This is a genomic window from Sanguibacter sp. Z1732 (assembly GCF_051020515.1).
Classification (GTDB): Bacteria; Actinomycetota; Actinomycetes; order Actinomycetales; family Beutenbergiaceae; genus CALKWS01.
This window is the reverse complement of the sequence record NZ_CP194857.1, coordinates 2,427,858-2,454,454: the sequence shown is the minus strand read 5'-3', so window position 1 is coordinate 2,454,454 and position 26,597 is coordinate 2,427,858. Positions and strand designations below refer to the sequence as shown.

Below are 26,597 nucleotides of genomic sequence, written 5' to 3'. Positions count from 1 at the left end.
GCTGTGGCTGACTTCGACTTCTCCGAGTTCCAGGCCCTCGCCGCCGACCTCCGCGCCGCCGGCTCACGTGCCGAGCCCCTCGCCCGGGCCGCCGTGGCCGCCACCGCGACCATGCTGCAGGCCCAGGCCCAGGGCGCCGCACCGGTGGATACCGGGTTCCTCCGCTCGTCCATCAGCACCACCAACCGTGGCCTGGAGGCTGAGGTCGGCCCCACCGCCCACTACGGCATCTACCAAGAGATGGGCACGAGCCGCATGGGCCCGCAACCGTACTTGTTCCCCGCCCTCGACCGGGTCACCCCCATGTTCGAGGCGGCGATGGCCCAAGTCATCGAACGGTCCCTCCCATGACCCCCGCAGGCCTGCACACCACCACCTGGATCGCCTCCGAGGCTTGTCGACGGTGAACGTGTACGACTCCACCGTCCCGGGCAGCCCCCCGGCCGATACCGACGGGCGGGTGTTCCCCTACGCCGTGCTGTGGCCCGTCCCCGGCAACACCCCCGACGCTGCGAGGAACCTCGAGGCGGACCCCCAGGGCGGGCTCACCTGGGACGCGAGGGTGACCGTCGCCTCCGGTGACCCCACCTGGACGTTGCAGGCGATCCAACTTGTCCGGGGCCGCCTCGAAGGGTGGCGTGTCCTTCCCGGCAGCGTGCTGGGCGAGGTTGACACCGGCGGCGTCACCGTCCAGGCCGACACCGACACCACCCCCACCAGGTGGTTCGTGCCGTTGCAGTTCCGCACCCACACCTGAACACACAGAACCTCCCGCCCCAGGCGGGCAGGAAACCACCCACCCCGATCCATGGAGGAATCATGGCGAAAATGGTCCCCGCCTGGGACAAACGCACCGGGCAGCCCTTGCCCAACAAGGTGCCGAAGAAGTGGCTCGACAACAACGTCTTCCCCAACCTCACCGGCACCCAACAGGGCGCCACCAACGCCACCCGCACCGGTGGGAAGGCTGACACCAAGGAGGCCCGGTCATGACCGCCGTCCGCTCACTGTACGAAGGCAACATCCGCCTCGAAGCACTCTCCACCGCCCCCGCCGACATCGACGCCATCACCGTCACCGAACTGGGCGACGGTGTGCGGGTGTCCCGCGCCATCATGCGCAATGCGTACCGGCTGTCCCCGACCGGGTCGGACACGATCGACGAACCGGGCCTGGAAGACACCGGTAACACCGGCTCCTACGGCGCCTCCAACTACGAGGTGATGCTGCCGCTGTTCCGGTACTTCGACGACACCGGCCAGTCCCACCCTGAGCAGGATGTGGCCTACAACGTGTTCACCGGCAAGGGCGTCGTCCTGCACCTGGTGGAGCGCATCGGCCCCCCGGCGTCGAAGGAGTGGGAGGCGGGTGACCCGTACAACTACTACCCCGTTGTGCTGGACGACCCGCAGCAGCCCACCGACCTGACCGGTTACCAGAAGGTGCAGCAGCCCGCGAGGGTGACCGGGCAAGTGTCGTTGCGCGCCGAGGTGACCGCCGGCGCCTAAGCGCCGGATGAACGCCCAGGTGGGGCAGGTGGTCAGGTCCCTGCCCCACCAGGGTCACCGCCCTTCACGACCTGACAATCGACCCGCAGAGGCGGCAAGAAATAATGAGCAAAACTATCCACGGCATCCCTGAATACCTCGAACGCGACCAATGGGTCCAGATGATCCGCGAGTACGGGTTCGAACCCAACAACGTCGTCGAACTCCGGTTCGCACCCAATGGCGTGCACGCGCTGATATTCGACCTAGACGAAAACGGTGCCCGCTACCTGACCGGTGGCAACGACGTCGAGTATGCCAAGCACCGCGTATTCATCCCAGTCCGCGAGCACGCGGACGACGAGGCCACCACCACCATCAAGAAGATCGAGACCTGACGATTGGACCTGACATGAACACCGAACACATCGACGACGCACCCCCGGCGGACACCCCCACCCCGCCCGAAGCCCCGGACCTGCCGCCCCCCGCAGACTTCGACCTTGGCGCCTGGTTTAGTGGTGTCCGCCCCACCGAGCGGTCCATCAACATCACCCAACGCGGCGACCTGCTCGCTGACATCGAAGCCACCGAACGCCAGTTACAGTTGGCTGAGGCTGATGACGCCGCCGAGTACGGCATCGAAGACACCGGCACCAACAGCAAGGAAGCCCTCAACGCCCGCCTGGACGACCTGTACCGCGCCTACCTGGACTCCACCGTCACCTTCCGCGTCCAAGGCCGCTCCGTGGACTGGCTCACCACCGTGGAGAAGGACATCAAGAACGGGCCCGAGACCCGGGGCATGTCCAAGGACGACAAGACCGCCGAGGTCACCCGCCACCAGTTGGCGCGGTCGATCGTGCAACCCGAGGGTGTCACCGTCGAACACCTGGCCATGCTCGAGGAAGCCAGTGGTGCCCAGTACCGGGCGTTGGTGGGCAAGTTCTTCGAAGCGTGCTCCCAGGCGCCCGTGGTGTCGGCCCCTACCTCGCCCTCGTCCTCCGCCAACCGGCGTGGGCGGGGGCGCTAACCAGTCTGCGCACTGCTGACCGGCTCCGCCTACCTGTCACCTACTGGTGGGGCCGGTCGCAGGACGGCACTTGGACCCACACCGACCTCATCGCCGCCCAAGCCCTCACCATCCTTGAAGACTCCAAGTGCTCGTGCGGGTGTGGCGGGTGGGTCGATGAGTGCCTGGACCGTGACCTGCAGGACGTGTGGGAGCCGCGGGTTGGTCACGCGTGGCGGCAGGCCGCGCTCGACCAGGGCAAGAAAGACCACGAGGCCGAGTTGAAGGAGCCGGGGGCGTTCCTGTACCTGCACGACCCCCGCACCGAACCCGACCAGGGGCCGGAAAGTTAGGCCTTCTCGAAGACCAGGGTGGCCCGCTGCCATGCGGACCTGTCTGTCGCCACCGTCTGGGCCAGCCGGTACCCGTTTCGGTGAGCGGCCGCGGTCAGATCTGCCACTGACGGCTTGCGGATGTCGTGCTCGTACACAACCTGATCGGCCCCGTCGAACAGCGCGTCAAGGCGCTCTGGTGCGGACTCCGCGCCTTTCTGATCCGAGGTCTTCACCGCGTACCACACCGCTAGGCCGAGCCCGACGGCGAGGCCTATCAGTCCACAAATGAACAGAAATCCCAGGAAGCCCACGTGACCACGCCCCTTTCTTGGGTGAACCAGGGCCCCTGATCGTATCCCGCCTCATCCACACACGACCTGCGAACGGAGGTGGACCTGTGGAGCGATCAGTACGGGCGATCTTGCGCGCCGATATCGGGCAGTACGAGTCGGCCATGGGCCGGGCCGCGCAGGCCACCGAGAGTGTGGGCACCGCCGCGCAGAAAGCCTCCCAGCAGACCCAGCAGTCTACGCAGCAGCAGACCACCGCCGCCCGTTCGTTCTCCCAGCGGCTGAACGAGCACGCTCGCACCAACGAGCAGGCGTGGACCAGCGTGGGCACGGCCCTGCTTGGTGTGGGTGCCGCCGGCGCGGGGATGCTCGCGGTCATCGGCAAGACCGGCATCTCCTATAACAGTCTCCGGCAGGTCGCCACCCAGGGCCTGACCGCCATCACCGGCAGCACTGAGGAAGCCGCTGCGCAGATGGCGCGGTTGGACGAGTACGGGCAAACCAGTTGGTTGATGCGCGACACGTTGGTCGAGGCGCAACGCCGCATGACCGGGTTCGGTATCGAAACCTCCCGCGTCGTCCCGTACATCGACGCACTCGCCGAGGGTGTGGCCGCCGCCGGCGGCAGTAACCAGGACTTCCTGGAACTGGCCGAAATCATGGGCCAGATCCAGTCCCAGGGCCGTATCACCGCCGAGGAACTCCGCCGCTTCGGTGTGCGTGGTATCGATGCCGCGCAGATGATCGGCGACGACATGGGCATGACCGGCGGTGAAATCCGCGAACAAATCACCTCCGGTGCGCTCGATGCCGAAACGGCCCTGGATGCCCTCGCTCAGGGCATGATGACCAACTTCGAAGGCAGCAGCGACCTGGTGCGCGACACGTTCCGTGGCGCCGTCGATGACGTCCTGGCCGCGTTCCGGGACCTGTCCGCCAACGCCATGTCCCTGTTCGTGGACCCCGAAGGCGGCGGCCTATTCGTCGGGCTGATGAACAGCGTCTCTGACTTCCTGTTCACGCTCCGCGACCTCCCCACCCCGGTGTTGACCGCCGGCGCCGTCATCCTCGGACTGGGTACCGCCGCGACCATCGCCGCCGGAGGCTTCCTCACCCTGTACCCCCGCGTCCTGCGCCTGTGGAACAACCTCGGCGCACTCGGTCAGGTCGGTCAGACCGCGCAGGGCGCCATCCGCGGGGTGGGCCGGGCGCTTCCCCGCCTCATGGTCGGAGCCGCCGTCCTCGGCGGACTCTCCATGCTGGTCGGGAAACTAGCCGAGATCTCCACCAGCGGCAGCCCCGCAGCCTCCAGCGTGGACGAGGTCCGCCTGGCATTGGTACGCATGCAGCAGGTCGGCGACCTGGACGACATGTTCGCCTTCGGCGGCGCCGTCCAGGACCTCGACTCCGCACTCGTCGTCCTCACCAGCAACGACGTGAACTCCTGGATGGAGCGCCTCGGATCCGGTCTTGCCGATGTGATCCCAGGGTTCCAGAACGTGCACAACCCCGTCCGTGAGGCCCGCGCACAGTTCGAGGCCACCGGTGACGCCCTTGCCGCACTGGTGGACGGCGGAAACGCCGAGTTGGCCGCGGCCCAGTTCGAGTTGATCGCCGCCGCCGCTGAGGCACAGGGCGTCTCGACCGAAGAATTGATGGCCCTGATGCCCGGGTACGCTGACGCGTTGGCCCGGGTGGCAGCAGAGTCTGAACTCGCCGCCGATGGCACCGGTGAACTCGCCGGCGGCCTGGAGGAGATTGACCCTGCCGCGTTGGCCGCTGCTGAGGCGATCGAGGCCCTGACTGACTCCCTCGCCGACGCCTCCACTGGGTTTGTGGACGCGCTGGGTGCGTGGGATGCGGTGATCGACAAGAACCGCGAACTCGCGCAGTCCGCCGCCGAAGAGTCCGGCAAGGCGTCTGCGTCGTGGGAGGACTACTACGACGGCCACACGGTGGCCATCGCCGACTACCTGGACGAGTTGCAGGCCCAGGTCGACGCCCAGCGCGAGTGGGAAGCGAACATGACCGTCCTGGCTGGGCGCGTCTCGGCTGGCACCCTGGACGAACTGGCGAAACTTGGCCCCGAAGGCGCGCCGCTTGTCGCTGCTCTGGTGGATGCTTCCGATGAGGAACTGTCCCGGTTCGAGGAACTAATGGCAGCCGGGTCCGCCGACGCCGGCACCGCGTTCGCGGCCTCCCTGATCGAGTCCATCCCGCTAATCCGCGCCGCGATGGCCGGCATGGGGGACGAATCGATCGCGGAACTGGCCGAGCGGTTGCGGTCGGGTGAGACCACCATCCAGGAGGAGATCGACGCCTGGACGTTCGGGCCACCCGCACCAATCGAAGTCGACGTCGACACCACCCCGGCGCGCAGCGGCTTTGAGACCGTGGTGGACGACTTCTCGGGCACCACCACCGACACCGGGTTGGACATCGACCCTTCGCGCGCGAACCTGCGATACAACATCCTCACCGGCCAGTGGGAACAAGACGTCACCGACACCCCCCTGGACATCGACCCGTCCCGGGCGAACCTGCGTTACAACATCCTCACCGGCGAGTGGGAACAAGACGTCACCGACACCAACCTTGACGCCAACGACAGCCCCGCTCGCGGCACAGTGCGCGGATTCGGGTCGTGGGCGTCCACCTATCCGGTGAGCGTGAACGTGACCGCGAACGTGTCCGCCGCGCAGGCCCGCATCCGACAGTTGAATAACCAGCGGGTGCAGGTTGGTGCTGACCCTTATGCGCGCTTCGGGCGGCCCGGTGTTCGGGCCTGGTTCGGAGACGTCGGACTCCATCGCCGCCCGCCTTAGCCACAACGAGCACGTGTGGTCCGCGGCGGAGGTTCGCGGCGCCGGTGGGCATGCGGCGATGGAGCAGATGCGGGCGTGGGCGCGTGGTGGCGGGGGTTTGCGGGCTGCGTTGGGTGGTGTTCGTGGGTTCGCTCAGGGTGGGACCCCTGCGTACCACGCCCGCCCGGCGGCCCCACAGGTGGTGCACGTGAGCGCGCCTACCGGCCAGCCACGGTCTATCAGTGGCCCGCTGGTGCACGTGGAGCGTCTCGGCGGCGCGGACTTGTCTCAGGTTGAGGCCGCGTTTAAGTGGCAGATGGTGGGTGCGTTGTGAGCCGTACGGTGATCCATTGGCGTGGCCTCAGCATCGGGGGTGGGGACGGCCCGGTGACGATCTATTCCCTGGACGGGTGGGAGGAGCGGCCCTCACCGAGGCAGCGCACCGACCCGCGCCCTGGGCATGGTGTGTTCGGGGGGCCGGTGTGGGCTGAGGCGCGGCATGTGTTGGTGCAGGGCACCGCGCACATCTCGACGGCTCGGGATGAGTTGTTGGCTCACCTTGACCGGAACATGGGTTTCGATGTTGAGCCGGAGGACCTGACGGTTGAGCACGCGGGCCGGACGTTGACGGCGAGGGCGAGGTTGTTGCGTTTCGCGGCGAATCCGGAGCGTGGCCGGTGGGCTGGGCTTGGGTCGGGGCATGGCGGGTTCCTGTGGGCTGCGCAGTGGTCGTGTGATGACCCGTTCCGGTATGGCGACGTTTCCGCCGCTTCCGCGTCTTTGCCGGTGCCCACGGGTGGGGTCCGGTTCCCATTATTCACGGGGGGGTGGTGATCCTGTGTCTGGTGTGATCACGACCAACCTGATAGCGAACCCTTCGTTCGAAAATGGCGTTGAGGGTTTGTTTACCTCCGGGAACGTCACGCTCTCCCAGGTCGGGGGGGATATCGCCGTAGCGGCAGGGTCGCAGGCGCTTTCTGTGGAGATCACGGACTCAGGCGCTAGCGCGGGTTGGATCCTGCAGGATGCATGGTGTGGCCCGGATCAGGTGGGACGTTGGATGGGTTTCTCGGTCGTCGCTCGGCGCAGCATAGGGATCCAGGCTCTGCGGTTCTACTACCAAGCCCGCCAGGGGACTACCACACTGGAACAAGACTACCTGCGCGGGTTCTGGCTGACGACGGACCCGAACAGCGAGCAACCACGCAGGACAGTTGCGGTGCAGATACCCCACGGCGCGGACAATGTGCGCATGTGGTTGCGACCATCAGCAGACCCCGACTCCGGAGTGGCCCCCGGGCCCGGGCGCTATCACACCGACGCCTGGATCGCGTGCGTGGCCGACACCGAGCAAGAGGCGCTGGCGATGGTGAGCGGGTACTTCGACGGGGACTCCCCATGGGTATCCAACCCCGACGGCACGATCACCGCCTACCGATGGACCGGTCAAGCGCACGCGTCGACCTCGGAGGAAATCCGCACCCGCACCGGCACCCCGCTGCTGTTCGGCCCCACCTCCGGCACCGGCAGGGTGCGACTGGCCAACCCCGGCACCGCCGACGCCCACCCCACCTTCCACATCCACGGACCCGTAGGCGAAGGGGGATTCATGATTACCCACGTCTCCACCGGCCGCAGGCTCCTCTACCGCGACCAAATCCCCGCCGGGTCCGTGCTGTCCATCGACACATCCACCGGGACGGTCCTGCTGGACGGCGTGGCCGACCGCTCCGGCCGCCTCGTCGTACGAGAGTGGTCCACCGTCCCCCGCGAGGGCGAAGCCGAGTACGTGTTCACCGCGCCCGAACGCACCGATGCCGTGTTGCACGCCCAAGTCAAGGCGACGTACTGGTGAGCACCGTCGAACTCATCGCCGGGACCTACAACATCACCCTCGCGTCCCTGCACCACCCAGAAGGACACTCCTGGGCGCAGCGGCGGGAACACGCAGCGCAAGCCGTGATCCGCTCCGGCGCAGCCATCGTCGGCCTACAAGAAGTGTCCAACCTGAACAACGCCACCACCTCCCAGGCACAGCAATTGTGCGATTCGATCAACGCGGCCACACCCGGGGTGTCCTGGCAAGTGACACCAGGGACCCGGTACAACGCGATCATCCACAACAACATCCTCGTGGAGCGCCGCTCAGACCCCGAAACGTGGGACCTGAACGTGGTGCACACCCGCTCTGGCGCCCAACGCGCCATGACCGGCGCCATCTTCGCCCACCGGCCCACCGGCGCCGAGTTCGTGTTCGTCACCGCGCACTTCTCCACCGGCACCCTTGAGTCCAGGATCGAGAATGCACAGATCGTCGCGGACTTCCTGGACGCCCGCCGCGACGGGCACCGCCACGGCATCGCAGCCCTGGACACCAACGGCTCCCACGAAATACACGGCCCCGACTCCGACCTGTGGGCACGCGGGTACCCAAACACCCGCCAACGCAGCCAGGCCCCGGTGGTGCGGGATGAGTTCAACTCCTTCAACGGGTGGGACCCGGAGATGGACGGGCGCCTCAACGGGCGCTGGATCGACGCTGTAGTCACCGACGCCGGCGTGGACGTGCCCGCCGCCGGCCTGGACGCCGACTACGCCGACGGCACCGGACTGCCGCTGCGCACCCCCCTGCCCTCAGACCACCACATGGTGTGGGCCGCCCTCACCTGGAACACCGACGACCCCGGTCCCGCACCCGGCCCCACCCCTCCGGGTCCGCCACTGCCCGCAGAAGTCGCGCCCCTCCACGACCCCGGGGAGTTCTTCACCGGTGAACTCACCACAGGCAACCGGCTGCGCCACCTCCCCATCAGCGCGGGCTCGTTCTCCGCGGTCCTGAACGCACCGGGCACCCTGGAAGCCACCATCCCACTGCGGCGCCTCCCAGCACAGGAACGGGCGGAGATACGCGCCGCCGTCGAAGGGGCCCGCTGCTATCTGGCCTACCAGGTGGGCCGCCGGGTCGTGGAGGCCGGACCGATCTGGGTGCACGACTACGACGACACCACCGGGGACCTGCGCATCCGAGCATCCGGGCTGTGGTCCCTGTTCGACTACCGGCTCGTGATCCCCGTCCTCGGCCCCGGGCAAGGCCCCCAGTCCCGGCAACTGTCCTGGACTGGGCTGTCGTTGGGCACCATCGCGAAACGACTCGTGCAAGCCGCCACCGCCCACACCGGCGGGCACCTACCGATCGTGCTGCCACCGGACCAGGTCGGCACCCACGAACGCACCTACCCCGGGTATGAACTGGCCACCACCCGGCAACGGTTGACCGAGTTAACCCAGGTGGAGAACGGCCCCGACATCGCGTTCACCCCCCGCCTCCGCGAAGACGGCGAAGGCGTCGAGTGGGCCCTGCGCACCGGCACCAATACTGAGCCGCTCCTGACCCAGGACGGCCCAGACTGGGTATGGGACACCACCAACCCCACCGGCCCCGTTTCCGGTGTCCGTCACCTCCGACTTCTCCCGCCGCACCAACTACGCCTTCGCCGTGGGTGAGGGGCACGAACAAGCCCTACGGCTGGGATCACACCAAGACCCAGACCAGTGGGACCGCGGCTACCCCCTGATGCACGCAACACTCCCCCACACGTCCGTGATCGAGCAACCGACCCTGACCTCCCACGCCAGGGCGGCCGTGGCCCAAGGCGCGGCCCCCTGGTCCACCTGGAAAATCCGGGTGGGGCGCGATGAAACACCCCGCCTGGGCGAGTACTCCCCCGGTGACCTGGCCACCATCCACGTGGGCTCTGACCATGTGTGGCTGCCGGGCGGGGCGCACCAGGTCCGCATCGCCTCCATCTCCGGGAGCCACGGGGAGGCGTTCGTGGACCTGGAAACCATCCCCGCCATGGATTCAAGATAAGGGAGCACGCGTGTCACTATCTGAGGACTTCCCCGCCGGCCCTACCACACCCGCCGGGCCGGGAGGATTCGCACAACTCCTCGCCACGCTCCGGCAAGTGGACGCCCGCGTGTCCAACCTGGAACGCGGCGGCCCCCTGCGCGCCTCCGGGGTGACCGCCACACCCGAAGGCCTGGAAGTCGTGGGCCGCCTGTTCGTTCGTCGCCCCACCCTGGAACAGCCCGGGATGATCGACGCCTATCTCGGGGCCACCGGTGTGCGCACAGCGATGCGACTGATCCCGCCGAGAGGGCAAGACGCCACCGACGACGACTACACCGTCTTGTACCTGGAGGACGCCAGCAGCCTCAGTGACGGTATCGCCATGCTCCGCACCTCCGGACAACTGCAACTGCATGCGGGCACAACGTTCCGGCTGCGCACACTCGACGAATCGCACCACATCAGCACCACCACGAACCAGGTCCAGGTCAAGGCCCCCACGACAATGCTTCTCGTGGATGGCACCAACCTGTCCGTGAGTGGCGACCTCACAGTGGACGGTGCGAAGAACTTCCGCCTCCCCCACCCCACCAAAAAACCCGGCATGGAACTCGTGCACGCCACCACCGAGTCCCCCGTGTCCGGACTGGAATACCACTACCGCGCCACCCTCAACGACGACGGCCAGGCCACGATCGACCTGCCCGAGTACTTCGAGCACCTCGCCCACACCGACGGGCGCGGCGTGCAAGTCACACCCGTAGGCCGCCCGTTCCCAATCGGCGCCGACGAACCCACCGGCGGGCAAGTGCGCGTGTACGGGCAGGCGGGCCGGGACGTGTTCGTGCGAGTCAACGCCCGCCGCGGCGACCAAGCCGGCCAGTTCGAGGTCGAGCGCCCACGTGAAGAACCTGAGCAGACCGAGGAATAGGAAAAAGCCATGACGTTCCACACCGGCCTTTTTGTCCGTGAGCAGGTCACCGGCGACGACATCGTGGGCACCTCCCCAGTGGGTGCCCGCATCGCGCTCGGTGGGCTCATCCAGGACCACGGCACCCTCAGGGGCCTGCCCATCACCGGCACCACCGGGTGGGCATACCGTGTCGGCGCCGGTGCCGTGGCCCTGACACGAGGCAGCGGTGACGGGTCGGTGCTGGTCGGCAACGACGCACCCATGGACGTGCCCACCACCCCGGCACCCGGCACCGGGTCACGCTGGGACCGCATCTGGGTGCGCCAGAACGACGTGGACGCCGGAGACGAGGACAACCAGGTGGTTGTGGGTGTCACCCAAGGCACCAGCGGCGGATCACCCACCGTGCCGCCTTTACCGGCTGGTGCGACCGAGATCGGCCGCGCACAGGTCACCGCCGGGGCTTCTGACACCAACGCGTCCGGTGTCAGCATCAGCACCGCGCAGCGGCCGGTGGCGAGGCTGGCGGGCACCCCGGAGACCACCACGAGGGAAGTGTTCACCGGCCCGGCAGCGTTGGCGCCGGCGGGCGGGTCCACCATTGTCTCGGCCGAGTTGGTCCGCGACACCGGCCCTGACGGCACCGCCACGTTCACCTTCCGCGCCACCATCCGAGGAGTGTCTTTCGCCGAGGGTCCGCTTAACCAGACGATCGCCACCATCCCTACCGCGCACCGCCCCACCACCCAAGGCGCCGCCATCGGCTCCAACGGCGGCACCACGCAGACCTACCAGGTCCTCGCCGGTGGCGGCCTGCGTCTGGCGCACTCCTCCCACTCCCGCACCACCACCGATGACCTGCTGGTTTCCGGGTCGTGGATCCGGATGCCCGAATGACCGGCTGCCCCCTCGAGAAGCGCGGCCAGGTGCTCGTCGTTTTCGCGTGGATCGCGCTCACGCTGGGCGCCCTTACGTGGCTGCGGCTCCCGACCGTGCCGGTGGAGGGTGTCGTCCACACGCACCTGCCGCCGGTGGTCGAGGTCGGCAAATGGGTGGTCGCCGCTGCCATCGCCGCCACCGCCGCGTTCACCCGCCGCTACCGGCTGGGTTTCGCCGCCCTGGTCGGGGTGGTCGCTTTCCGGGGCGCGTCCCTCGCGGCCGGGTGGGTGGTGTGGGTGATGTCCGAAGGCGCGGCCGGGACCCCCACCGGGTGGGCGCAGGCGCTGCAGTACGCGGGGTTCGCGGTCTTGTTGATCATCCTGGCTGGCCCGGACGACGGGACGGTGAGAGCGGTCGAGCACCCAACGCCCGGAGGTGTCGCCGATGCTGCGTGATATCCCCGGCCCCGTGTGGGGTGCGCTGGCGACGATCCTCGCCGGGACCCTGACTTTCCTTGGTGTGTGGCTGTCCACCAAACAAACCGACCGCGCCACCCGCGTGGAGCGGCGCGCCAAGGCCGCCGAGAACGAGGTGGACCGTGACCGCCTCCGCCTGCACCAGTACGAGGGCCTGGTGGACCGCATGGAGAAGCGCTTGGAGGCCGTTGAGAGCCGCGTGACCCACCTGGAGGCCGAACTCGCAAAGGAGCGGCGGGAGCGCCGGCAAGAGCGCGAAGCCTTCGAGGTCCGCCACCGGTCCACGGTCCGCTACCTGCGGGACGTCCTGGCATGGGCAGGCAGGCATCGCCGGGGGTCCCACCGCCCACGCCACCGACCGACGTGGCAGCCGACCTCACCTGACCACAAGGAGCCCACCATGACCGAACCCATCGACCTGCCCGAACTGGACGAACCGCCGAAGGTGTGGCGCGACGGTGAGGAACTGCTAGCCGAAGAGGCAGCGAACCCCGACCCCGCAACCATCGCCGCCAGCGAGACCGCCGGTGCCGACCTGACCGACTGGGTGGAGAAGTGAGCAACCCCTGGGACCCCGCACTACGCGAGGCCCGCAAGATCCAGACCGCCATGGCCGACTACGGCGTCAACTGCGTCATCCAACTACGCCAGGGCGCCTCGTCCTCGGGCTGGCTCACCCCCATGTCCACCCGCGCCGGGGTGATGTCCCACCACATCGTGTCCGCCCGCACCCACGGCACCACCCCGTTCTACAACCTCGTGCGCAACGGTCGCCCCGGCATCCCCGGCCCGCTCGCCAACGGCTACGGCGGCTGGGACAAGGTCTACCGGGTCATCACCATGGGCTGGGCCAACCACCCCGGCGCTGGCGGGCCCATCACCCTGGCCGGTCGCCGCATCCCCCGCGACAACGGCCGCCCGTACTTCTGGGGCACTGAGTACGAGGGTGGGCTGCGGGCATCGGACTGGGCTCAAGACGACTACCACGATTGGATGGCCCGGTGCAACGCCGCGCTCCTGGACGTGTTCAACCTGCCCACCAGCGCGCACCTGGAGCACTCCACCTGGACCACCCGCAAAGTAGACCGCCTCGGCTACACCACCGCCACCGGGCGCACCCGCATCGCAGCCGTTCTCGGCCGCACCAAGAACACCACCACCTCACAGAAAGATTGGTTCACCATGGCCACCGAAGCAGACCTACGCCGCGTCGTCGGTGAAGCACTCGACGCCCGCGCCGGTGCCGCCGTGCACCGATTCGACCTGGCACCCACCACCGGCGGCGGTGTCACCCTGCCCGCCGAGAATCACGCCGCCCGGCAGAACCGCGGCGCGGAGCGTGCACGCCATGTCCAGCGAACTCACCGCGCTGCACGGTGAACTCGCCTCCCTGCGCGCCGCCGTGGCATCCCTGGCAGCCAACCAAGGCGCCGACCCCGAACAGATCATCGGCGCCGTGCGTGAGGCCGCGGACAAGGGCGTGGCCGAAGCGCTCGCCGACCTGCGTATCACCCTGACAGCCGCACCCGAGGAGGACTGAACCATGCAAGAGATCGTCCAAGGCAACCCCAAACTGCGCCGCGTCCTGTACGCCGCCTACGCCATCGTGGGCCTGGGACTGGGCTCCACCCAGGTCGGGTTCAGTGCCGCCGAGACCGGGCAGCCCATGTGGCTTACCGTGGCCCTGGCGGTGTTCGCCTATGTCGGTGTCGCGTTCGGGTTCGCCGCACAGTCAAAGGTGGACGCCACCCCCGCCCCGCACGTCACCGTCGTGAACCCGCCACCGGGCGCACCGGATGAGATGGGCGGGTAGTGTGCCATGCGCCGCCCGCTGGACCCCCGCATCCAGGTAGACGACCGGGAGGTGGTGGCCGTGTGCCCCGAGTGTGGGTATGAGTACACCGGCCAGGGTGCACGCCTGGCGGCGTCGGAGTGCTGCTGGTGGGAATGATGCACCCCCTGGCGGACTGTGACCGGGACCGGGATGACCTCTTGGCCCTGATGTGGGGCCTGGTTCTTGACCTGGCCCGTCACACCGGCCAAGACCCCGTGGTGGTGGCATTGAGTCGCGGGCTCATCCCCACCGCAAGGAAGCCGTGATGTACCCCTGCCCGCAGTGTGACCGTGAGCAGCCCACGCGGGCAGGCGCGCTGACCTGCTGCACGGGGGACGACCTGGACTGACCCGGCCTCCGAGACGAACGCCCCCACCTAGCCCACCACGGGCCGGGTGGGGGCGGTTTAGTGCGTTCAGGGGCTAGTCGTCCAAGTCGTCGAAGTCCAGAGGCAACTGCCTGCCACCGTCGATGTGCCTAACCACGCGCTCGATCGCATGCTCAGCCTTCAGCCGTCCGGCCCGGTCCCGGAACTGCCGCGTCCGCAGCATCACTTGCAGCAAGTCATTCTACCGGGGGCGCGATCAAGGCCGGCATCTTTACCCACCAGAATCAAGGGTGAACACTGGCACCATTCATCAACGTGATGAGCACCCACCCGGGCACGTCGCCCCGCTCGGGGTCATCCTGGCGGCTGCGCCACCACCTTTGCCATGACGTCATCGTCACACTCCTTTCCTCGTTGACCTCTCAGAGTCCGACCCGAAGCACGGAGAGCCCCGGGAAGATCGCGAACAGCACCGTCACCGGAAGCATCAGGAACACCACCGGGATCATCATGTAGACCTCTTTGCGCCCGCCGGCCTCCATCAATGCCCGGTGGCCTACCTCGCGGGCGTCCTCGGCTTGGGCCCGCAGCACTTCCGAGAGCGGGGTGCCGCGCTCGATGGCCACCGCCACGCCTTCGGTGAAACGGGCGATGCTGGACAGTTCGTACGTCCGGCCATCCGCTCCAAGGCTTGGGTCAAGGGGACTCCAGAGCGGATGTCACCCAGGGTCGTGCGGATCTCAGCGGCCAGTTCTCCGTGCATGCTGGAGGCCACCCGGTCCAGTGCCGCCAGTGGCGTCTCGCCCGCGCCGACCGCGAGCGCCAGCAACTCGGCCACCGTCGGGAACTCGGCGATCATCGTCTCCTCGCGCCGCTTGATCTGACGGCTCAGCCACTGATCCCGCGCTAGCGCGGCTCCGATGGTCGAGAGCAGCACGAGCGCGGCCAGGACCAGGATGGAACTGCCGCGGGTGGCCGCCAACAGCAACGCCAGCAGCAGTCCCCCGACCAACCCCAACGTGGCCCAGATCAGTTGTTCGATGTGGAACTGCTCCACGCTGAGTCGCGAACCGGCCCGCGCGAGGCGGCGACGGGTACCCGCAGCGGGGGAGCCGATCCGTTCGAACAGGCCCGCGGCGTCGGCCACCAACGGCCGCAGCATCCGCTCCAGCGTCGGAAACGGCGTCAGTGTGGTGTCCTGGGCGAGTAGCCGGGAGGTGACGGGCCGCTCCCGCAGATACGGAGCCACCCGGTCCACCAACCGCACCCGCCTGGCCGCCAACCGCCACAGCACCAAGCACATACCCAGGCCCGCGAGCAGGCCCAGGGCCCCGCCGACCAGCCCCGGCTGGTTCATGGCTGTCATCGCAGCACCCGCACTTCCTCCGGAAGGCGAGCGATGCGCACCATGACGAGGTAGGCGCCCGCCGAAGCGCCGGCTCCGAGCAGCAGCACCACCGCACCGAGCACGGTGTTGAAGGCGGCTGCTGTTTCGGGCCGGCTGCTCAGCATGGCCAGCACCACCCACGGCGCGGCCGCGGCGAGACGCGCACCGTTGACCGTCCAGGACTGGCGCGCTTCGAGTTCACCCCGGGTGCGCAAGTCCTGGCGCAGGAACTGGGAGAGAGTGCGCAGCAGACGGACCAGGTCGGTGCCGCCCACCTGGCGCGTCAGGCGCAGCGCCTCGATCAAACGGTCCGCCACCGGGTCGGCCAGCCGGGCCTTGAGGTGATCCAGAGCCTCGGTGAACCTCCCGGTGGCACGGTAGTCCTCGGCGAACACGCCGAACGCCGGCCGCATCGGCTCGGGTCCGCGCTCAGCGAGAGCGGTCAACGACTCGGGTAAGGCGAGTCCGGCCCGGACCCCCGAGATGAGGTCGTCGATGACTTCTGGCCACAACTCACGCAGTTCGGCGCGGCGCTTACGGGCTCGGGAGCGCACGTAGGCGCTCGGCACCAAGCCGGCAATCGTCCCGAATGCCGCCCCGATGGTGGGCGAGGCGCTCAGTGCGCCCACGATGAGGCCCACCCCGGCACCGGCTCCGACCGATGTGGTCCGGAACGCCCACGGTCTCACCCCTGCCATCCCGGCCTGGATGAGCCGATCCTGAGTTCTGGCCGTCCGCGGCCTGGCGGCGGGCCGGCCTGGCGTCCTGGGCCAGCAGGACCACCAGATGCACAGTAGTCCCGCTCCCAGGAGCAGCCCGGCCAGTGTTCCCATCGATCACCCATGCACCGATGCGGCCAGCAGTGCACGCAGGTCGAAGCCGGCGCGCGCGAAGCGCTCCTCATGCGGCGGGTACCCCGAGGCCCGGATCAGTCCGTTCGGACCGCGGGTGAAGATCGCGGCGGTCTCGATGACCTCCCCCTCCACGCGGCCGGTCAACGCCACGATCTCCTCGGTACGCCGGCGCCCGAGCCGGTCCAGGCTCAGATGCACCACGAGGTCCACGGCGGAGGCCACGGTGGGGATCACGAAGTTCGCCGAGACGTTCTCCCCGGCTAGCAGCGGCAGGGTACACAGTTTCATCACCGCCTCCCGGGCGGAGTTGGCGTGCACTGTGCACATGCCCGGGTTGCCTGCGTTGAGTGCGATCAGCATGTCCAGGGCCTCGGCCTCGCGAACCTCCCCGATGATCAGGCGGTCCGGACGCATCCGGAGGGCCTCCTTGACCAGGCGGCGTAGCAGGATCTCCCCGGTGCCCTCCAGGTTCGGTTGACGGCACTGCATCGCCACCACGTCCCTGGCGGCCAGCTGCAACTCGAAGACCTCCTCACACGTGATGATGTGCTCGTGCGATGGAATCGAGCCGGCCAACGCGTTGACCATGGTCGTCTTGCCCGATTGAGTGGCGCCTGAGACCACCACGTTGAGACCGCTGGCCACACCGGCGTCCAGGAACGCCGCGGCCCCCGCGGGTAGGGAACCCATCGCTACCAGGTCCGACAGCCGCCGGGCCCGCGCGATGTACTTGCGGATGTTGACCGCCCAGTGCTTGCGGGTGACATCGGGGATCACGGCGTGCACACGCTCCCCGGTGGGCAGGGCCGCGTCGACGAACGGGGTCGAGAGGTCGAGGCGCCGCCCGGAACTACGCAGCATCCGCTCCACCAGGTCCTGGACCTGGTCAGCCTCCAGAATCGTGGTGGTGAGTTCGGCTCGCCCACTACGGGCGATGAACACCTTGCCCGGTTCATTGATCCAGATCTCCTCGATCTCCGGATCGTCCAGGTAACTTTGCAGGGGTCCCAGGCCCACCACCGCGTCGTGGACCAGTTTGGCCGTGTGCGTCGGATCGCTCAGCCTGGGGACCAGGCCGACCAGCGCCCGGTCGTCGTAGTCGGCGACCACCTCGGCGATCAGGGCATGCACTCCTCCGGCATCTCGCACCGGATCCAGTCCGCGACGACGGATGAGTTCACGCACCTCATCCTCAACCAGCCCCACGCCGTCGGTCATGCTCGCCCACCTCATTCCGCAGTGACCGTGCGGCCAACCTAGCCCAGCGGCCGTGCGCCTGCCCAGCATTCGCAATCAAATTGGGGATAACTACGCCAGGCCGTGCTCGTGCACGCTGCCACTGCTACCCGCCGCCGGTAGGCATCCAAGAAGCCGCCGCTCACAGCATCAGTTCTGAGGCAAAGGCATGGAAGGTCACCGCCTCATCACGAACCACCAGTCCGGAGACAACCATCACGCCCCTGGCGATGGGTCGGCCCCGTTCACACTGCCCAGGCAACTGCCTGTGGACAACTTCCCACACTGTGCACAATGCCTGTGGATAACCTAGCACCCTCGCGACGCCGGTTCAGGCGTCGTCGGAACTCTCCGCCCGGAACAGGTAGGTGATCGTGCCGTCCTCCCCGGTGACGTTGACCAGCACGTGTCCATCGTGAATCTCGACCCCGGCCGGGTCCTGCCGGTGCCGTACCGGTTCGGTCAGCGGCTCCCCGGTAGCGGCGTCGAAGGCGTGCAGGACCATCGAGGGCTCGGTCTTCTCCGTGAGCGAGTCCTCCAGCAGCCATCCCGGCACCGGGACCTGCACGGTCACCACCCCGTCGGCAGCGATCACCACCGGGCGGCCCAGGTCCACCTCGTCGTCGGTCTCGTCCATGGCGTCGGCGCCGGCTTCCAGCGTCGCCCGCCACAGCGAGTTTCCAGTCAGCGGGTGCAGGGCCCGCACCCGGTCGCCCTCCACCACGGTGAGCACGCGCGCCCCGGCGGTCCAGTTGCCGTCGCTGCGCCCGGTGTGCACCCGGTGATCGACACTGTGCACCTGCGCACCGGTCAGGCCGATCACGTGCGAGCGCCCGGACCCGGGCAGCCAGAGCAGGTCACCGTCGAGGAAGGAGTTCTGGGTGGGAAAGTCCTCCAGCGCCCGCGCCACGTCGCAATCCACCGGGGTGAAGAGGTCCTCGGCGTCCTCCTCATCCTCGGCCGGGGCGTCGGTGCGCAGCACCTCGACGCTGCACTCCTCCTCGATGGTGGCCACCGCCGCGGCGGCGCCGGCTACGGCAACGGGCCGGTCGGCCGCCAGGGTGTGCGCTACGGACCCGGTCGCCGGGTCACGCAACTCGGTGGCGTCGTCATCGTTCGTCGTGGCCACCCAGAACCGGTGCACGCCGGTGATGTCACCGGCCGCGCTCATGCCCAGGTAACCCAAGCCACATTCGGCACCGGCTCCGCGGACACGCTCCACTCCTCCTCGCCGGTCTCGGCGTCGCGGCCGGTCCAGGTGCAGTCCTCCGGGTCCTGGCACCACTGGTTCACCACGATGCCGGGGGCGGTGGCCACCACCCCGCCGTCCCACCAGGTGCCACTACGCTCCTCGGGCAGGTCATAGTGCCACCGGGCGACCTCGGCACCGGTGCGATCCAGGGTCCGCACGGTGGCCCGCTGGCCCGGGGCGTGGTGCAGCAGCACTCCCCCACCGGGCATCGCCACGATGCGGGTGTGCTCGGTCACGCTGCCGTCCCACCAGGGACGCATTTCGCCGTCGGGATCGACGATCATGAGGTGGTCGTTCCGGTGCAGCAGCAACCGCCGGTCCACATCGGCAGGCTCACCCCAGCTGACCTCATGCAGCAGTGCCCCGCCATGTCCGTAAGCCACAGCCACTTCCCGCCACGGCCCGCCGAGACCGAGCCCCAGCACCAGCACCGCCACCGCCACCACGGCGGCGGCCATCAGCGCGGGCCTGCGCCACAGCAGCACCCAGGCCACACCGGCCACACCGAGCGCGGTCAGTAGGATCCCGGCCAGGTACCAGCCGTCCCGGCCGGCGGACCAGCCCACCGCCAGGGCGATCAGCCCGGCCAGCGCCATCGCGGCGAAGACGTGGATCCGCCAGCGCAGCACCATCTCGGCAACGGGGGCCCGGGACGCCGGCGCGGGCTCGGATGACGCCGGGACCGCGGGGACCTCATCGGCCGCCGAGCCGGTAGTGCTCATCCATCCTCCGCCTGATCCCCTGGGCCTTCAACAGCCCCATGATCCTAGCCGAGGCCGGAGCCGGCAGCCCTCCGGATGCAACCCGAATCAACCAGCCCGGAAAAGGTTGCTGACAAGAACAAATCTCTGGGCTCGCCTCGGGCGGAAACGTTTCCAAACCTGCGATTCCCCCGCATGCGCGGGCGACCGAAACCGAGGATCGGACCGGTTCCCATCGCGGCGGCGAGCACTTCGCGCACCACGGGAACCGCCGCCGACTGTCGCGATTGAAAGGGTTCTGGGGATCGACAACTGGGAGGGTCTCAATGATCCCGATGCGGCCGAGATCATCAGGGACGACCGCGGGCTGCAGTTCACCCCGAGATGCTCGCAGTGGTCCAGCCGCAGCTGGACCCGGTCACGCCGAAGCGGCCACCTACATCCTGGACGTGCTGGAGCAGGGCGTGCTCGCACCGCCGCAGCCGGCCGGTGGTGCGGAGATGAACAACGTCTCCCAGCGGATGGAGACCGACATCCTGTTCGGCAACCGCACCGTGGAGGAAGCGGGGAGTATTGGATCGAGTATATGGAGGACCACCTCAGCTGATTCCGGCCCGGCGCGCCCCCTCGCTGCACCGCACGGCGCGCGCCGGGCACCACCACCGACCGGAAGAATCCCATCGTGACGATAGAGCAGTCGCTCATGCGGCTCCGCGCCGCCGATCCCGCGCCGCAACGTGCCGGCCTCCAGGGCCCCCTGGCCGAGCAGATCGAGGCCGCCGGCGTCAACTTCGCCGCCGTGGGCGGGCCGGTCCAGGACCGCTGGGTGCAGGCGCTGGGCGAACTCAACCAGTGCGTGCGCCCCCTGGCCGGCGGTCCGGCGGTGCTGCATGAAGGGGGCACGTACGACGGGTGCTGGCTCGAGTCCACCGGCACCATCAGTGCCGAGGTCCTGTCCCGGTTCGCCCCCGGCGTCGCCGAGGACACCTTCACCCTGTTCGCCCACCATCAACGCGACGACGGCCTGCTGCCCTACAAGGTCAGCCCGGAGGGGCCGGCATACCGTCAGATCCAGATCGTCACCCCGTTCGCCCGGTCCGTGTGGCGCCACTACCGCCTGCATCACGGTGCGGAGCCATCCGCTGCCCGGGGCTGGCTGGCCACCATGTACGCGGCGATGTCCCGCAACGACGCCTGGCTTGCCCGGCACCGCGACACCCGTGGCAGCGGTGCGGTGGAGGCCTTCTGCACCTACGACACCGGGCACGACCTGTCCCCCCGCCACTGGTTCACCCCCGAGCACTGCCACGAGGGCGAGGCGAGCCGATACGACCCGGAGTCGGCCACCATCCCGTATCTGGCCCCGGACCTGACCGCGAACGTGACGTGCCAACGCACCTACCTGGGCCGCATCGCCACCGAACTCGGCGCCGAGGACGCCCCGTGGCTCCGCGCCGCGCAGGCCTCGACGGCGGCGCTGTTCGAGCACTGCTTCGACGCCGCCGAGGGCACCTTCTTCGACCGGGACGCCACCGGGGCGCTGGTACGGGTGAAGTCGGACGTGCTGATGCGGGTGCTGGCCTGCGAGATCGGCGACGGCGACTTCTTCACCGCCGCGCTGCGCCGATACCTGATGAACACCACCGCGTTCCTGTCCCATTACGGGTTCACCTCGGTGGCCATGGACGACCCCCGCTTCAACGGCGACCACACCCGCAACACCTGGGCCGGGCCGGTGAACTTCCTCACCCAGATCCGCGCCCCGCACGCCTTCGACCACCACGGCCATGGCGCCGAACTGGCACTGGCCACCAGGCCCGTGCTCGCCGCGCTCCTGCGCGCTGACCGGTTCCCCCAGTGCCTCGACCCCTGGAGCGGGGAGGCCGGCTACACCAGTTCCTACTCCCCCGCGCTGCTGTGGCTGCTGGACGCCGTGGAGCGCAACTTCGGGATCCTGCCCACCCCGGCCGGCCGGATCTGGTTCACCTCGATGGCCCCCACCCGTCTCGGTGGTGGCAGCGCCGCCACGGCCACCGCCTACGCGCGCACCGTCGCCGGCGTCCACTACGAACTGGGTAGCGACGACGCCGCCTCGAGATCCTTCCGCGCGGGCAGCCCGCACCTGTCCTTCCCCCGGGATGGCGGGTGGAGACCGACCTACGCGGCGTGCCCCTCGCCGTCGTCGGCCTGTCCCCGCGCCCGGTGACCGGGGTGCTGACCCACGGGGACCAGCGGTGGGAACTCACCCTGGCCGCGAACCGGCGCGCTGAACTGGACGGCGGCGAGTTCACCGTCGCCTCCGGGCCCGGTTTCGTGGCGCCACGCTCGGGAAGGGCGGCCTGATACGTCGCGGCACGCAGGTGCTCATCGCCCGGGACCCGGCCGAGCCGTTCCTGCCGCAGCGCCGGCGCCGTGGCCCCGAGCGACTCGGAGTGTCCGGACGGCACCCTGCATGTGGCCGACGACGGCGAACCGTGGCTGGTTTTGTGCCACGAGTGGGTGCAGGTCGGCGATAGCAGGATCTGTGCCGCTCTCGGCGGCTGATCCCGCTGTGCCGGCCCGCCCGGCCGGAGGGTGAGACCGATTCGGCCCTTCGCGCCCCGATGCGGCAGGCTCGGTGTCCGGTAGTACGGCGTGCGGAGTATGGATCGGAGGAGCGCGATGACCGGCCTGGAGTTCAGTGTGCTCGGCTGGATCGTGCTGGGCGTCGCGGCTCTGGCGGTCGGGATCGCCAAGACCTCCATCGGTGGTCTGGGGGCGCTGGCGGTGGCCGGGTTCGCGGTGTTCATCCCGGCCCGGGAGTCCACCGCGGCGGTGCTGCTGGTGCTGATCATCGGGGACCTGGTGGCCGTGGCCCTGTACCGGCGCAGTGCGGACTGGGCGATGCTTCGGCGGTTGCTCCCGGCGGTCCTGCCCGGCATCGGGGCCGGCGCGCTGATCATGGCTTTCATCGACGACCGCACCATGACGCTGCTGATCGCCGCCTGCATCCTGGTCGCGCTGGCCATCCAGATCGTGATGCGCAGACGGCAGGCTCATGTCCCGGCGCAGGCACCACATCCCGAGGCCGCACCGCTCCTGGGGACCACACCGAACCTGGGGGCCACCCTCGGTACCGGGTTCGCGGCCGGCTTCACCACGATGGTGGCCAACGCCGCCGGCCCGGTGATGGCGCTGTACCTACTGGCGGTCCGGGCGGACAAGATGCGTTTCGTGGGCACCATGGCCTGGTACTTCCTGATCGTGAACGTGGCCAAGGTGCCGTTCTCGATCGGGCTCGGGCTGATGACCACCACCACGTTGTGGCTCACCCTCGCGCTGGCGCCGGCAGTGCTGGTCGGCACCTGGATGGGCCGCACGTTCCTGCGCCGCCTGCCCCAGCACCGGTTCGAGACCCTGACCCTGGGCGCCTCCCTGCTGGCCGGAGTAGTGCTCATGGTGCGCGGGCTGATCTGACCCCGGCAGTGGCACAGTAGGAACATGTGCGGACGCTACGCCTCCTTCCGGAGCGCCCAGGACCTCGCCGATACCTTCGACGTGGAGCAGATCAGCGACGCCGCGGCCCGGGTCGCCGCCGGGTACAACATCGCCCCCACCGATCCGGTGCGGGTAGTGCTGGAGCGCCGCGACGGCGGCGAGTCCTCCTCCCGGGACGGTGCCGGGCAGGCGACCCGGGCGATGCACGTGGCCCGCTGGGGCCTGATCCCGCACTGGGCCAAGGACCCCACCATGGGCGCACGGATGATCAACGCCCGCAGTGAGTCGGTCGCCGAGAAGCCGGCCTTCTCCAAGTCCCTGGCCCAGCGCCGCTGTCTGGTGGTGGCCGACGGGTACTACGAGTGGCACACCGCCCCGGATCCGGCCGGGGGGAAGAAGCCGGTCAAGACCCCGTACTACATCCATCCCACCGACGGCGCCCCGATCGCGTTCGCCGGGCTGTACTCCTGGTGGCCGGACCCGACCAAGGCCCCCGACGACCCCAGCCGGTGGGTGCTGTCCGCCACGATCATCACCCAGGCAGCCCGGGACGGCCTGGAGCAGATCCACGACCGGGAGCCGGCCGTGCTGGACCACGATCTGGTCGGTGCCTGGATCGACCGGGACGCCGGCACCGAGACGGCCCTGGACATCCTCTCCCGCCCCTGCCCGCCGCTGACCTGGCACGAGGTGGACCGTGCCGTGGGTTCGGTGCGCAACCAGGCCGCCCACCTGATCGAACCGGTCTGAGCCTGCACCCACGTGTTGACCCCGGGTCCGACCGCGGGTGGACGCTGCGCCGGGGTGGTCGGGCCTATCGTGGCGCCATGACGCATGCGGACCACCAGCGCCGGGGCCTGCCGCACCCCGGCGCCGTGGCGTTGATCCGCCCCACCAGGCCGCGGTCGAGCGACGTCATCCTGGCCATCGGCGCGTTCCTTCTGCTCGGCCCGCTGACGTACGGCCTGGCCGGGGGCGTGGGCCCCACCACCGTCGCAGCGGGCCTCGGGGCGGTCGTCGCCTCGGTGGCGATGCCGGGCGCGCTGGCCTGGCGCCGCTCCCACCCGGCGATATCGGCCATCGTGGTTTACAGCGGCGCGCTGCTGCACTTCGCCACCGGGACCCCGCTGCTCCCGGCCGATGTGCTCATCTTCGCCGCGCTGTACTCCGTCACCGTCTACGGGCCGCGGTGGGCGCGCCTTGCCGGGCTCGGCGGCGCGCTGCTGGGTTGCCTGCTTCTGGCAGTGGCGAGCATGACCTTCTACGGATCAATGAGCCTGGCCGAACTGGACACGGAGAGCATCCTCACCGGCGGCATATCCTTCGCGCTGCCCGCCGCACTCGTGCTGGCCGTCTGGGCCCTGGCCCTGGTGCGCAAGGCCCGGGTGCAACAGCTGGAGTCCTTCGCCGAACGTGCCCTGCGGCTGGAGATCGAACGCGACCAGCAGGCCCAGATCGCCACCGCAGCCGAGCGGGCCCGGATCGCCCGGGAGATGCACGACGTGGTCGCCCACTCCTTGGCCGTGGTGATCTCGCAGGCCGACGGCGGCCGGTACGCCGCGGCCGGCGACCCCAGGGCCGCCGAGGCCGCCCTGAGCACCATCGCCGAGTCCGGCCGCACCGCGCTGGCCGACCTGCGCCGCATCCTGGGCGTCCTGCGCGAGGGCGGCGCCGGACCCGAGTTCGTGCCCCAACCGGGCACCGATGACCTGGACACGCTGCTCACCCCGGTGCGCCAGGCCGGCTTACAGGTGTCACTGGGACGCTCCGGCACCCCGCGCCCCGTTCCGGCCAGCACCGGGCTGAGCGTGTACCGGATCGTGCAGGAGTCCCTGACCAACGTGCTCAAGCACGCCGGGCCCGGCGCCCAGGTCCGGGTGCACCTGGGCTGGCACCCCACCCACCTGGAGGTGTGGGTCATCGACGACGGCTACGGCGCGGCGGCTCCGCCCGGCGCAGGCCACGGCCTGTCCGGGATGCGCGAACGTGCCACGATGGCGGGTGGCGACCTCACCGCCGGCCCCGGACCCACCGGCGGCTGGCAGGTGCATGCCCGCCTCCCGGCACCCGCCTCCGGGCAACCACCCGGCGCCGGGCCCGCAGCACAGAAAGAACAGGAGCGCAGATGAGCGAGAGCGCGCAGACCATCCGGGTCGGGCTGGTCGACGATCAGCATCTGGTCCGCGCGGGCCTGGCGATGGTGATCAACTCCCAGCCGGACATGGAGGTGTCGGTCGAGGCCGGCGACGGCGCGCAGCCCTACGACTGCTGGGGTCCCACCCCGTGGATGTAGTGATGATGGACGTCCGGATGCCGGCGATGGACGGCATCGCCGCCACCGCCGAACTCACCGGCGGGGGCACCGCCGGCGACGACAGCGGTCCCAAGGTCATCATCCTGACCACCTTCGACCTCGATGAGTACGTGCTGCGAGCGATCAAGGCCGGTGCCAGTGGGTTCCTGCTCAAGGACACCCCGCCGGAGCAGATGCTCGCGGCCGTCCGCACGGTGCACTCCGGTGACGCGGTGATCGCTCCCTCGGCCACCCGCCGGCTACTCGGACAGTTGGCCACCATGGCCCCGGCGCAGGAGCGGGCGCCGGCGCAGGTGCTCGAGGTGCTGACCAGCCGGGAGCGGGAGGTGCTGGAACTAATCGCACGCGGTCACACCAACACCGAGATCGCCGCCCGGCTCTATGTCGCCGAGGCAACCGTGAAGACCCACGTGGGCCGGGTGCTGGCCAAACTCGGCGCGCGCGACCGGGTCCAGGCCGTGGTGATCGCCTACGAGACCGGGTTGGTCCACGCCGGCAATTGAGCCGGCAAGCGCACGGCCACATCGCGCAGTACGGTCGCAGCATGGCCACCTTCAGCGAGCGCCCGCACCGCCCCACCGACCCGGTGGTGGCCGCGATGAGGGCGATCGAGCGCGCCGACTTCCTGCCGGAGGCACTGCGCGATCAGGCCCACCAGGACCACCCGTTACCGCTGGCCGACGGTTCCACCAATTCCCAACCCAGCACCGTACGACGGATGCTGCAGGCCCTGGACGTCCGCCCCGGTCACCGGGTGCTGGACATCGGTTCCGGGTCGGGCTGGACCAGCGCCCTGCTGGGCCAGTTGACCGGGCCCGGGGGCGAGGTCCTGGGCCTGGACCTCACCGATTTCCTGGTCGGTTTCGCCCGCACGGCACTGAGTGGGTACGACCTTCCCTGGGTGCGCGTCGACTTGGCCACACCCGACGTGCTGGGCACGCCGGACGTACCTGGGACCGGATCCTGGTCTCGGCCGACGGCGGCCAGATCCCGACCGAACTGGTCAGCCAGCTCGACGACGGCGGTCGCATGGTCATTCCCGCGGCCGGACGGATGGCTGTGGTCACCCGGGCCGGTCAGGAGGTCCGCACCGAGCATCTGCCCGGGCAGTGGGCCTTCGTCAGGCTGCGTTGACCTCCCCCGTGGGTCGGTGACCCGCCCCGGC

Annotated in this window: 34 protein-coding genes and 2 pseudogenes; 28 read left to right on the top strand and 8 right to left on the bottom strand. The window is 69.2% G+C overall.

The annotated features are described in order from the left end of the window. Positions 1–3: 3 nt before the first annotated feature. From ACRRRO_RS12910 to ACRRRO_RS12880, 7 genes are all read left to right on the top strand, one after another. Positions 4–351, top strand: a complete 348-nt coding sequence (locus ACRRRO_RS12910; protein WP_424798179.1) for an HK97-gp10 family putative phage morphogenesis protein — start codon at positions 4–6, stop codon at positions 349–351. Positions 352–403: 52 nt separating this feature from the next. Further along, positions 404–757 carry a hypothetical protein gene (locus ACRRRO_RS12905; protein WP_434080372.1) on the top strand — a complete coding sequence of 118 codons (354 nt, stop codon included), beginning with the start codon at positions 404–406 and terminating at the stop codon, positions 755–757. 62 nt (positions 758–819) lie between these two features. Beyond that, the gene (locus ACRRRO_RS12900) at positions 820–993 is read left to right on the top strand and encodes a hypothetical protein (RefSeq protein ID WP_424798181.1); all 174 of its coding nucleotides are present in this window, start codon (positions 820–822) and stop codon (positions 991–993) included. Then, entirely contained in the window at positions 990–1,508 is a 519-nt protein-coding gene (locus tag ACRRRO_RS12895) for a hypothetical protein (RefSeq protein WP_424798182.1), read from the top strand. The genes ACRRRO_RS12900 and ACRRRO_RS12895 overlap by 4 nt, the downstream gene beginning before the upstream one ends. Before the next feature lie 104 nt (positions 1,509–1,612). Then, positions 1,613–1,885 (top strand): hypothetical protein, encoded by a 273-nt coding sequence (locus ACRRRO_RS12890; RefSeq protein ID WP_424798183.1) that lies wholly within the window; start codon positions 1,613–1,615, stop codon positions 1,883–1,885. Between the two features lie 14 nt (positions 1,886–1,899). Continuing rightward, on the top strand, positions 1,900–2,520 hold the full coding sequence (locus tag ACRRRO_RS12885; protein WP_424798184.1) for a hypothetical protein: 621 nt from the start codon (positions 1,900–1,902) through the stop codon (positions 2,518–2,520). A gap of 185 nt (positions 2,521–2,705) precedes the next feature. Beyond that, positions 2,706–2,852, top strand: coding sequence for a hypothetical protein (locus ACRRRO_RS12880; protein ID WP_424798185.1), 147 nt, complete (start codon positions 2,706–2,708; stop codon positions 2,850–2,852). Here ACRRRO_RS12880 and ACRRRO_RS12875 read toward each other — a convergent pair. Then, positions 2,849–3,067, bottom strand: a complete 219-nt coding sequence (locus ACRRRO_RS12875) for a hypothetical protein (protein ID WP_424798186.1) — start codon at positions 3,065–3,067, stop codon at positions 2,849–2,851. The two genes, ACRRRO_RS12880 and ACRRRO_RS12875, sit on opposite strands and share 4 nt — an antisense overlap. Positions 3,068–3,231: 164 nt before the next feature. On the opposite strand from ACRRRO_RS12875, the gene ACRRRO_RS12870 reads away from it, so the two are divergent. From ACRRRO_RS12870 to ACRRRO_RS12810, 13 genes are all read left to right on the top strand, one after another. Then, positions 3,232–5,949, top strand: coding sequence for a tape measure protein (locus ACRRRO_RS12870; protein WP_434080371.1), 2,718 nt, complete (start codon positions 3,232–3,234; stop codon positions 5,947–5,949). A 187-nt stretch (positions 5,950–6,136) separates the two neighbouring features. Beyond that, a complete protein-coding gene (locus ACRRRO_RS12865; protein WP_434080370.1) occupies positions 6,137–6,262 on the top strand; it encodes a hypothetical protein in 126 nt (41 codons plus the stop codon). A 726-nt stretch (positions 6,263–6,988) separates the two neighbouring features. Beyond that, positions 6,989–7,783 carry a hypothetical protein gene (locus ACRRRO_RS12860; RefSeq protein ID WP_424798188.1) on the top strand — a complete coding sequence of 265 codons (795 nt, stop codon included), beginning with the start codon at positions 6,989–6,991 and terminating at the stop codon, positions 7,781–7,783. Continuing rightward, the gene (locus ACRRRO_RS12855) at positions 7,780–9,432 is read left to right on the top strand and encodes a hypothetical protein (RefSeq protein ID WP_434080369.1); all 1,653 of its coding nucleotides are present in this window, start codon (positions 7,780–7,782) and stop codon (positions 9,430–9,432) included. Before ACRRRO_RS12860 ends, ACRRRO_RS12855 begins: the two co-directional genes overlap by 4 nt. Then, the gene (locus tag ACRRRO_RS12850; RefSeq protein ID WP_434080368.1) at positions 9,377–9,799 is read left to right on the top strand and encodes a hypothetical protein; all 423 of its coding nucleotides are present in this window, start codon (positions 9,377–9,379) and stop codon (positions 9,797–9,799) included. Before ACRRRO_RS12855 ends, ACRRRO_RS12850 begins: the two co-directional genes overlap by 56 nt. Positions 9,800–9,809: 10 nt before the next feature. Then, positions 9,810–10,712: a hypothetical protein gene (locus ACRRRO_RS12845; RefSeq protein ID WP_434080367.1), complete on the top strand. Its 903-nt coding sequence runs from the start codon at positions 9,810–9,812 to the stop codon at positions 10,710–10,712. 9 nt (positions 10,713–10,721) lie between these two features. Further along, positions 10,722–11,591 carry a hypothetical protein gene (locus ACRRRO_RS12840; protein WP_434080366.1) on the top strand — a complete coding sequence of 290 codons (870 nt, stop codon included), beginning with the start codon at positions 10,722–10,724 and terminating at the stop codon, positions 11,589–11,591. Next, positions 11,588–12,028: a hypothetical protein gene (locus ACRRRO_RS12835; protein WP_424796920.1), complete on the top strand. Its 441-nt coding sequence runs from the start codon at positions 11,588–11,590 to the stop codon at positions 12,026–12,028. The genes ACRRRO_RS12840 and ACRRRO_RS12835 overlap by 4 nt, the downstream gene beginning before the upstream one ends. Then, positions 12,018–12,608, top strand: a complete 591-nt coding sequence (locus ACRRRO_RS12830; protein ID WP_434080365.1) for a hypothetical protein — start codon at positions 12,018–12,020, stop codon at positions 12,606–12,608. The genes ACRRRO_RS12835 and ACRRRO_RS12830 overlap by 11 nt, the downstream gene beginning before the upstream one ends. Next, positions 12,605–13,429, top strand: a complete 825-nt coding sequence (locus ACRRRO_RS12825; protein ID WP_434080364.1) for a hypothetical protein — start codon at positions 12,605–12,607, stop codon at positions 13,427–13,429. Before ACRRRO_RS12830 ends, ACRRRO_RS12825 begins: the two co-directional genes overlap by 4 nt. Then, positions 13,398–13,589, top strand: a complete 192-nt coding sequence (locus ACRRRO_RS12820) for a hypothetical protein (protein WP_434080363.1) — start codon at positions 13,398–13,400, stop codon at positions 13,587–13,589. Before ACRRRO_RS12825 ends, ACRRRO_RS12820 begins: the two co-directional genes overlap by 32 nt. Before the next feature lie 3 nt (positions 13,590–13,592). Further along, positions 13,593–13,862 (top strand): hypothetical protein, encoded by a 270-nt coding sequence (locus ACRRRO_RS12815; RefSeq protein ID WP_424796924.1) that lies wholly within the window; start codon positions 13,593–13,595, stop codon positions 13,860–13,862. A gap of 134 nt (positions 13,863–13,996) precedes the next feature. Further along, positions 13,997–14,149, top strand: a complete 153-nt coding sequence (locus ACRRRO_RS12810) for a hypothetical protein (protein WP_434080362.1) — start codon at positions 13,997–13,999, stop codon at positions 14,147–14,149. A 156-nt stretch (positions 14,150–14,305) separates the two neighbouring features. Here ACRRRO_RS12810 and ACRRRO_RS12805 read toward each other — a convergent pair whose 3' ends face one another. The 7 genes from ACRRRO_RS12805 to ACRRRO_RS12775 all read right to left on the bottom strand — a co-directional run bounded on the left by ACRRRO_RS12805 (position 14,306) and on the right by ACRRRO_RS12775 (position 19,662). Then, positions 14,306–14,434 (bottom strand): hypothetical protein, encoded by a 129-nt coding sequence (locus ACRRRO_RS12805; RefSeq protein WP_434080361.1) that lies wholly within the window; start codon positions 14,432–14,434, stop codon positions 14,306–14,308. A gap of 199 nt (positions 14,435–14,633) precedes the next feature. Beyond that, positions 14,634–14,837: a hypothetical protein gene (locus ACRRRO_RS12800; protein ID WP_434080360.1), complete on the bottom strand. Its 204-nt coding sequence runs from the start codon at positions 14,835–14,837 to the stop codon at positions 14,634–14,636. Next, complete coding sequence (locus ACRRRO_RS12795) at positions 14,768–15,577, bottom strand: type II secretion system F family protein (protein ID WP_434080359.1); 810 nt, start codon at positions 15,575–15,577, stop codon at positions 14,768–14,770. Before ACRRRO_RS12795 ends, ACRRRO_RS12800 begins: the two co-directional genes overlap by 70 nt. Continuing rightward, positions 15,574–16,296, bottom strand: coding sequence for a type II secretion system F family protein (locus ACRRRO_RS12790; protein ID WP_424796927.1), 723 nt, complete (start codon positions 16,294–16,296; stop codon positions 15,574–15,576). Before ACRRRO_RS12790 ends, ACRRRO_RS12795 begins: the two co-directional genes overlap by 4 nt. Before the next feature lie 138 nt (positions 16,297–16,434). Beyond that, positions 16,435–17,670: a CpaF family protein gene (locus tag ACRRRO_RS12785; RefSeq protein WP_424796928.1), complete on the bottom strand. Its 1,236-nt coding sequence runs from the start codon at positions 17,668–17,670 to the stop codon at positions 16,435–16,437. A gap of 349 nt (positions 17,671–18,019) precedes the next feature. Beyond that, on the bottom strand, positions 18,020–18,874 hold the full coding sequence (locus tag ACRRRO_RS12780) for a hypothetical protein (protein ID WP_434080358.1): 855 nt from the start codon (positions 18,872–18,874) through the stop codon (positions 18,020–18,022). Beyond that, entirely contained in the window at positions 18,856–19,662 is an 807-nt protein-coding gene (locus tag ACRRRO_RS12775) for a hypothetical protein (protein WP_434080357.1), read from the bottom strand. The genes ACRRRO_RS12780 and ACRRRO_RS12775 overlap by 19 nt, the downstream gene beginning before the upstream one ends. A 661-nt stretch (positions 19,663–20,323) precedes the next feature. Between ACRRRO_RS12775 and ACRRRO_RS12770 the strand changes: the two genes are divergently transcribed. The 8 genes and pseudogenes from ACRRRO_RS12770 to ACRRRO_RS12735 all read left to right on the top strand — a co-directional run bounded on the left by ACRRRO_RS12770 (position 20,324) and on the right by ACRRRO_RS12735 (position 26,566). Next, on the top strand, positions 20,324–21,847 hold the full coding sequence (locus tag ACRRRO_RS12770) for an MGH1-like glycoside hydrolase domain-containing protein (protein ID WP_434080356.1): 1,524 nt from the start codon (positions 20,324–20,326) through the stop codon (positions 21,845–21,847). Continuing rightward, positions 21,844–21,984 (top strand): hypothetical protein, encoded by a 141-nt coding sequence (locus ACRRRO_RS12765; protein ID WP_434080355.1) that lies wholly within the window; start codon positions 21,844–21,846, stop codon positions 21,982–21,984. Before ACRRRO_RS12770 ends, ACRRRO_RS12765 begins: the two co-directional genes overlap by 4 nt. A gap of 318 nt (positions 21,985–22,302) precedes the next feature. Next, positions 22,303–23,097 (top strand): sulfite exporter TauE/SafE family protein, encoded by a 795-nt coding sequence (locus ACRRRO_RS12760; RefSeq protein WP_424796931.1) that lies wholly within the window; start codon positions 22,303–22,305, stop codon positions 23,095–23,097. 24 nt (positions 23,098–23,121) lie between these two features. Then, entirely contained in the window at positions 23,122–23,868 is a 747-nt protein-coding gene (locus ACRRRO_RS12755) for an SOS response-associated peptidase (RefSeq protein ID WP_424796932.1), read from the top strand. A gap of 77 nt (positions 23,869–23,945) precedes the next feature. Further along, on the top strand, positions 23,946–25,247 hold the full coding sequence (locus tag ACRRRO_RS12750) for a sensor histidine kinase (protein WP_424796933.1): 1,302 nt from the start codon (positions 23,946–23,948) through the stop codon (positions 25,245–25,247). After that, a pseudogene (locus ACRRRO_RS12745) lies at positions 25,244–25,935 on the top strand (response regulator). Before ACRRRO_RS12750 ends, ACRRRO_RS12745 begins: the two are co-directional and overlap by 4 nt. 41 nt (positions 25,936–25,976) lie before the next feature. Further along, positions 25,977–26,267: pseudogene (locus ACRRRO_RS12740) on the top strand (protein-L-isoaspartate O-methyltransferase family protein); the annotation flags it as partial. Next, a complete protein-coding gene (locus tag ACRRRO_RS12735; protein ID WP_434081584.1) occupies positions 26,213–26,566 on the top strand; it encodes a hypothetical protein in 354 nt (117 codons plus the stop codon). The pseudogene ACRRRO_RS12740 and the gene ACRRRO_RS12735, both read left to right, overlap by 55 nt. Positions 26,567–26,597: the final 31 nt, after the last annotated feature.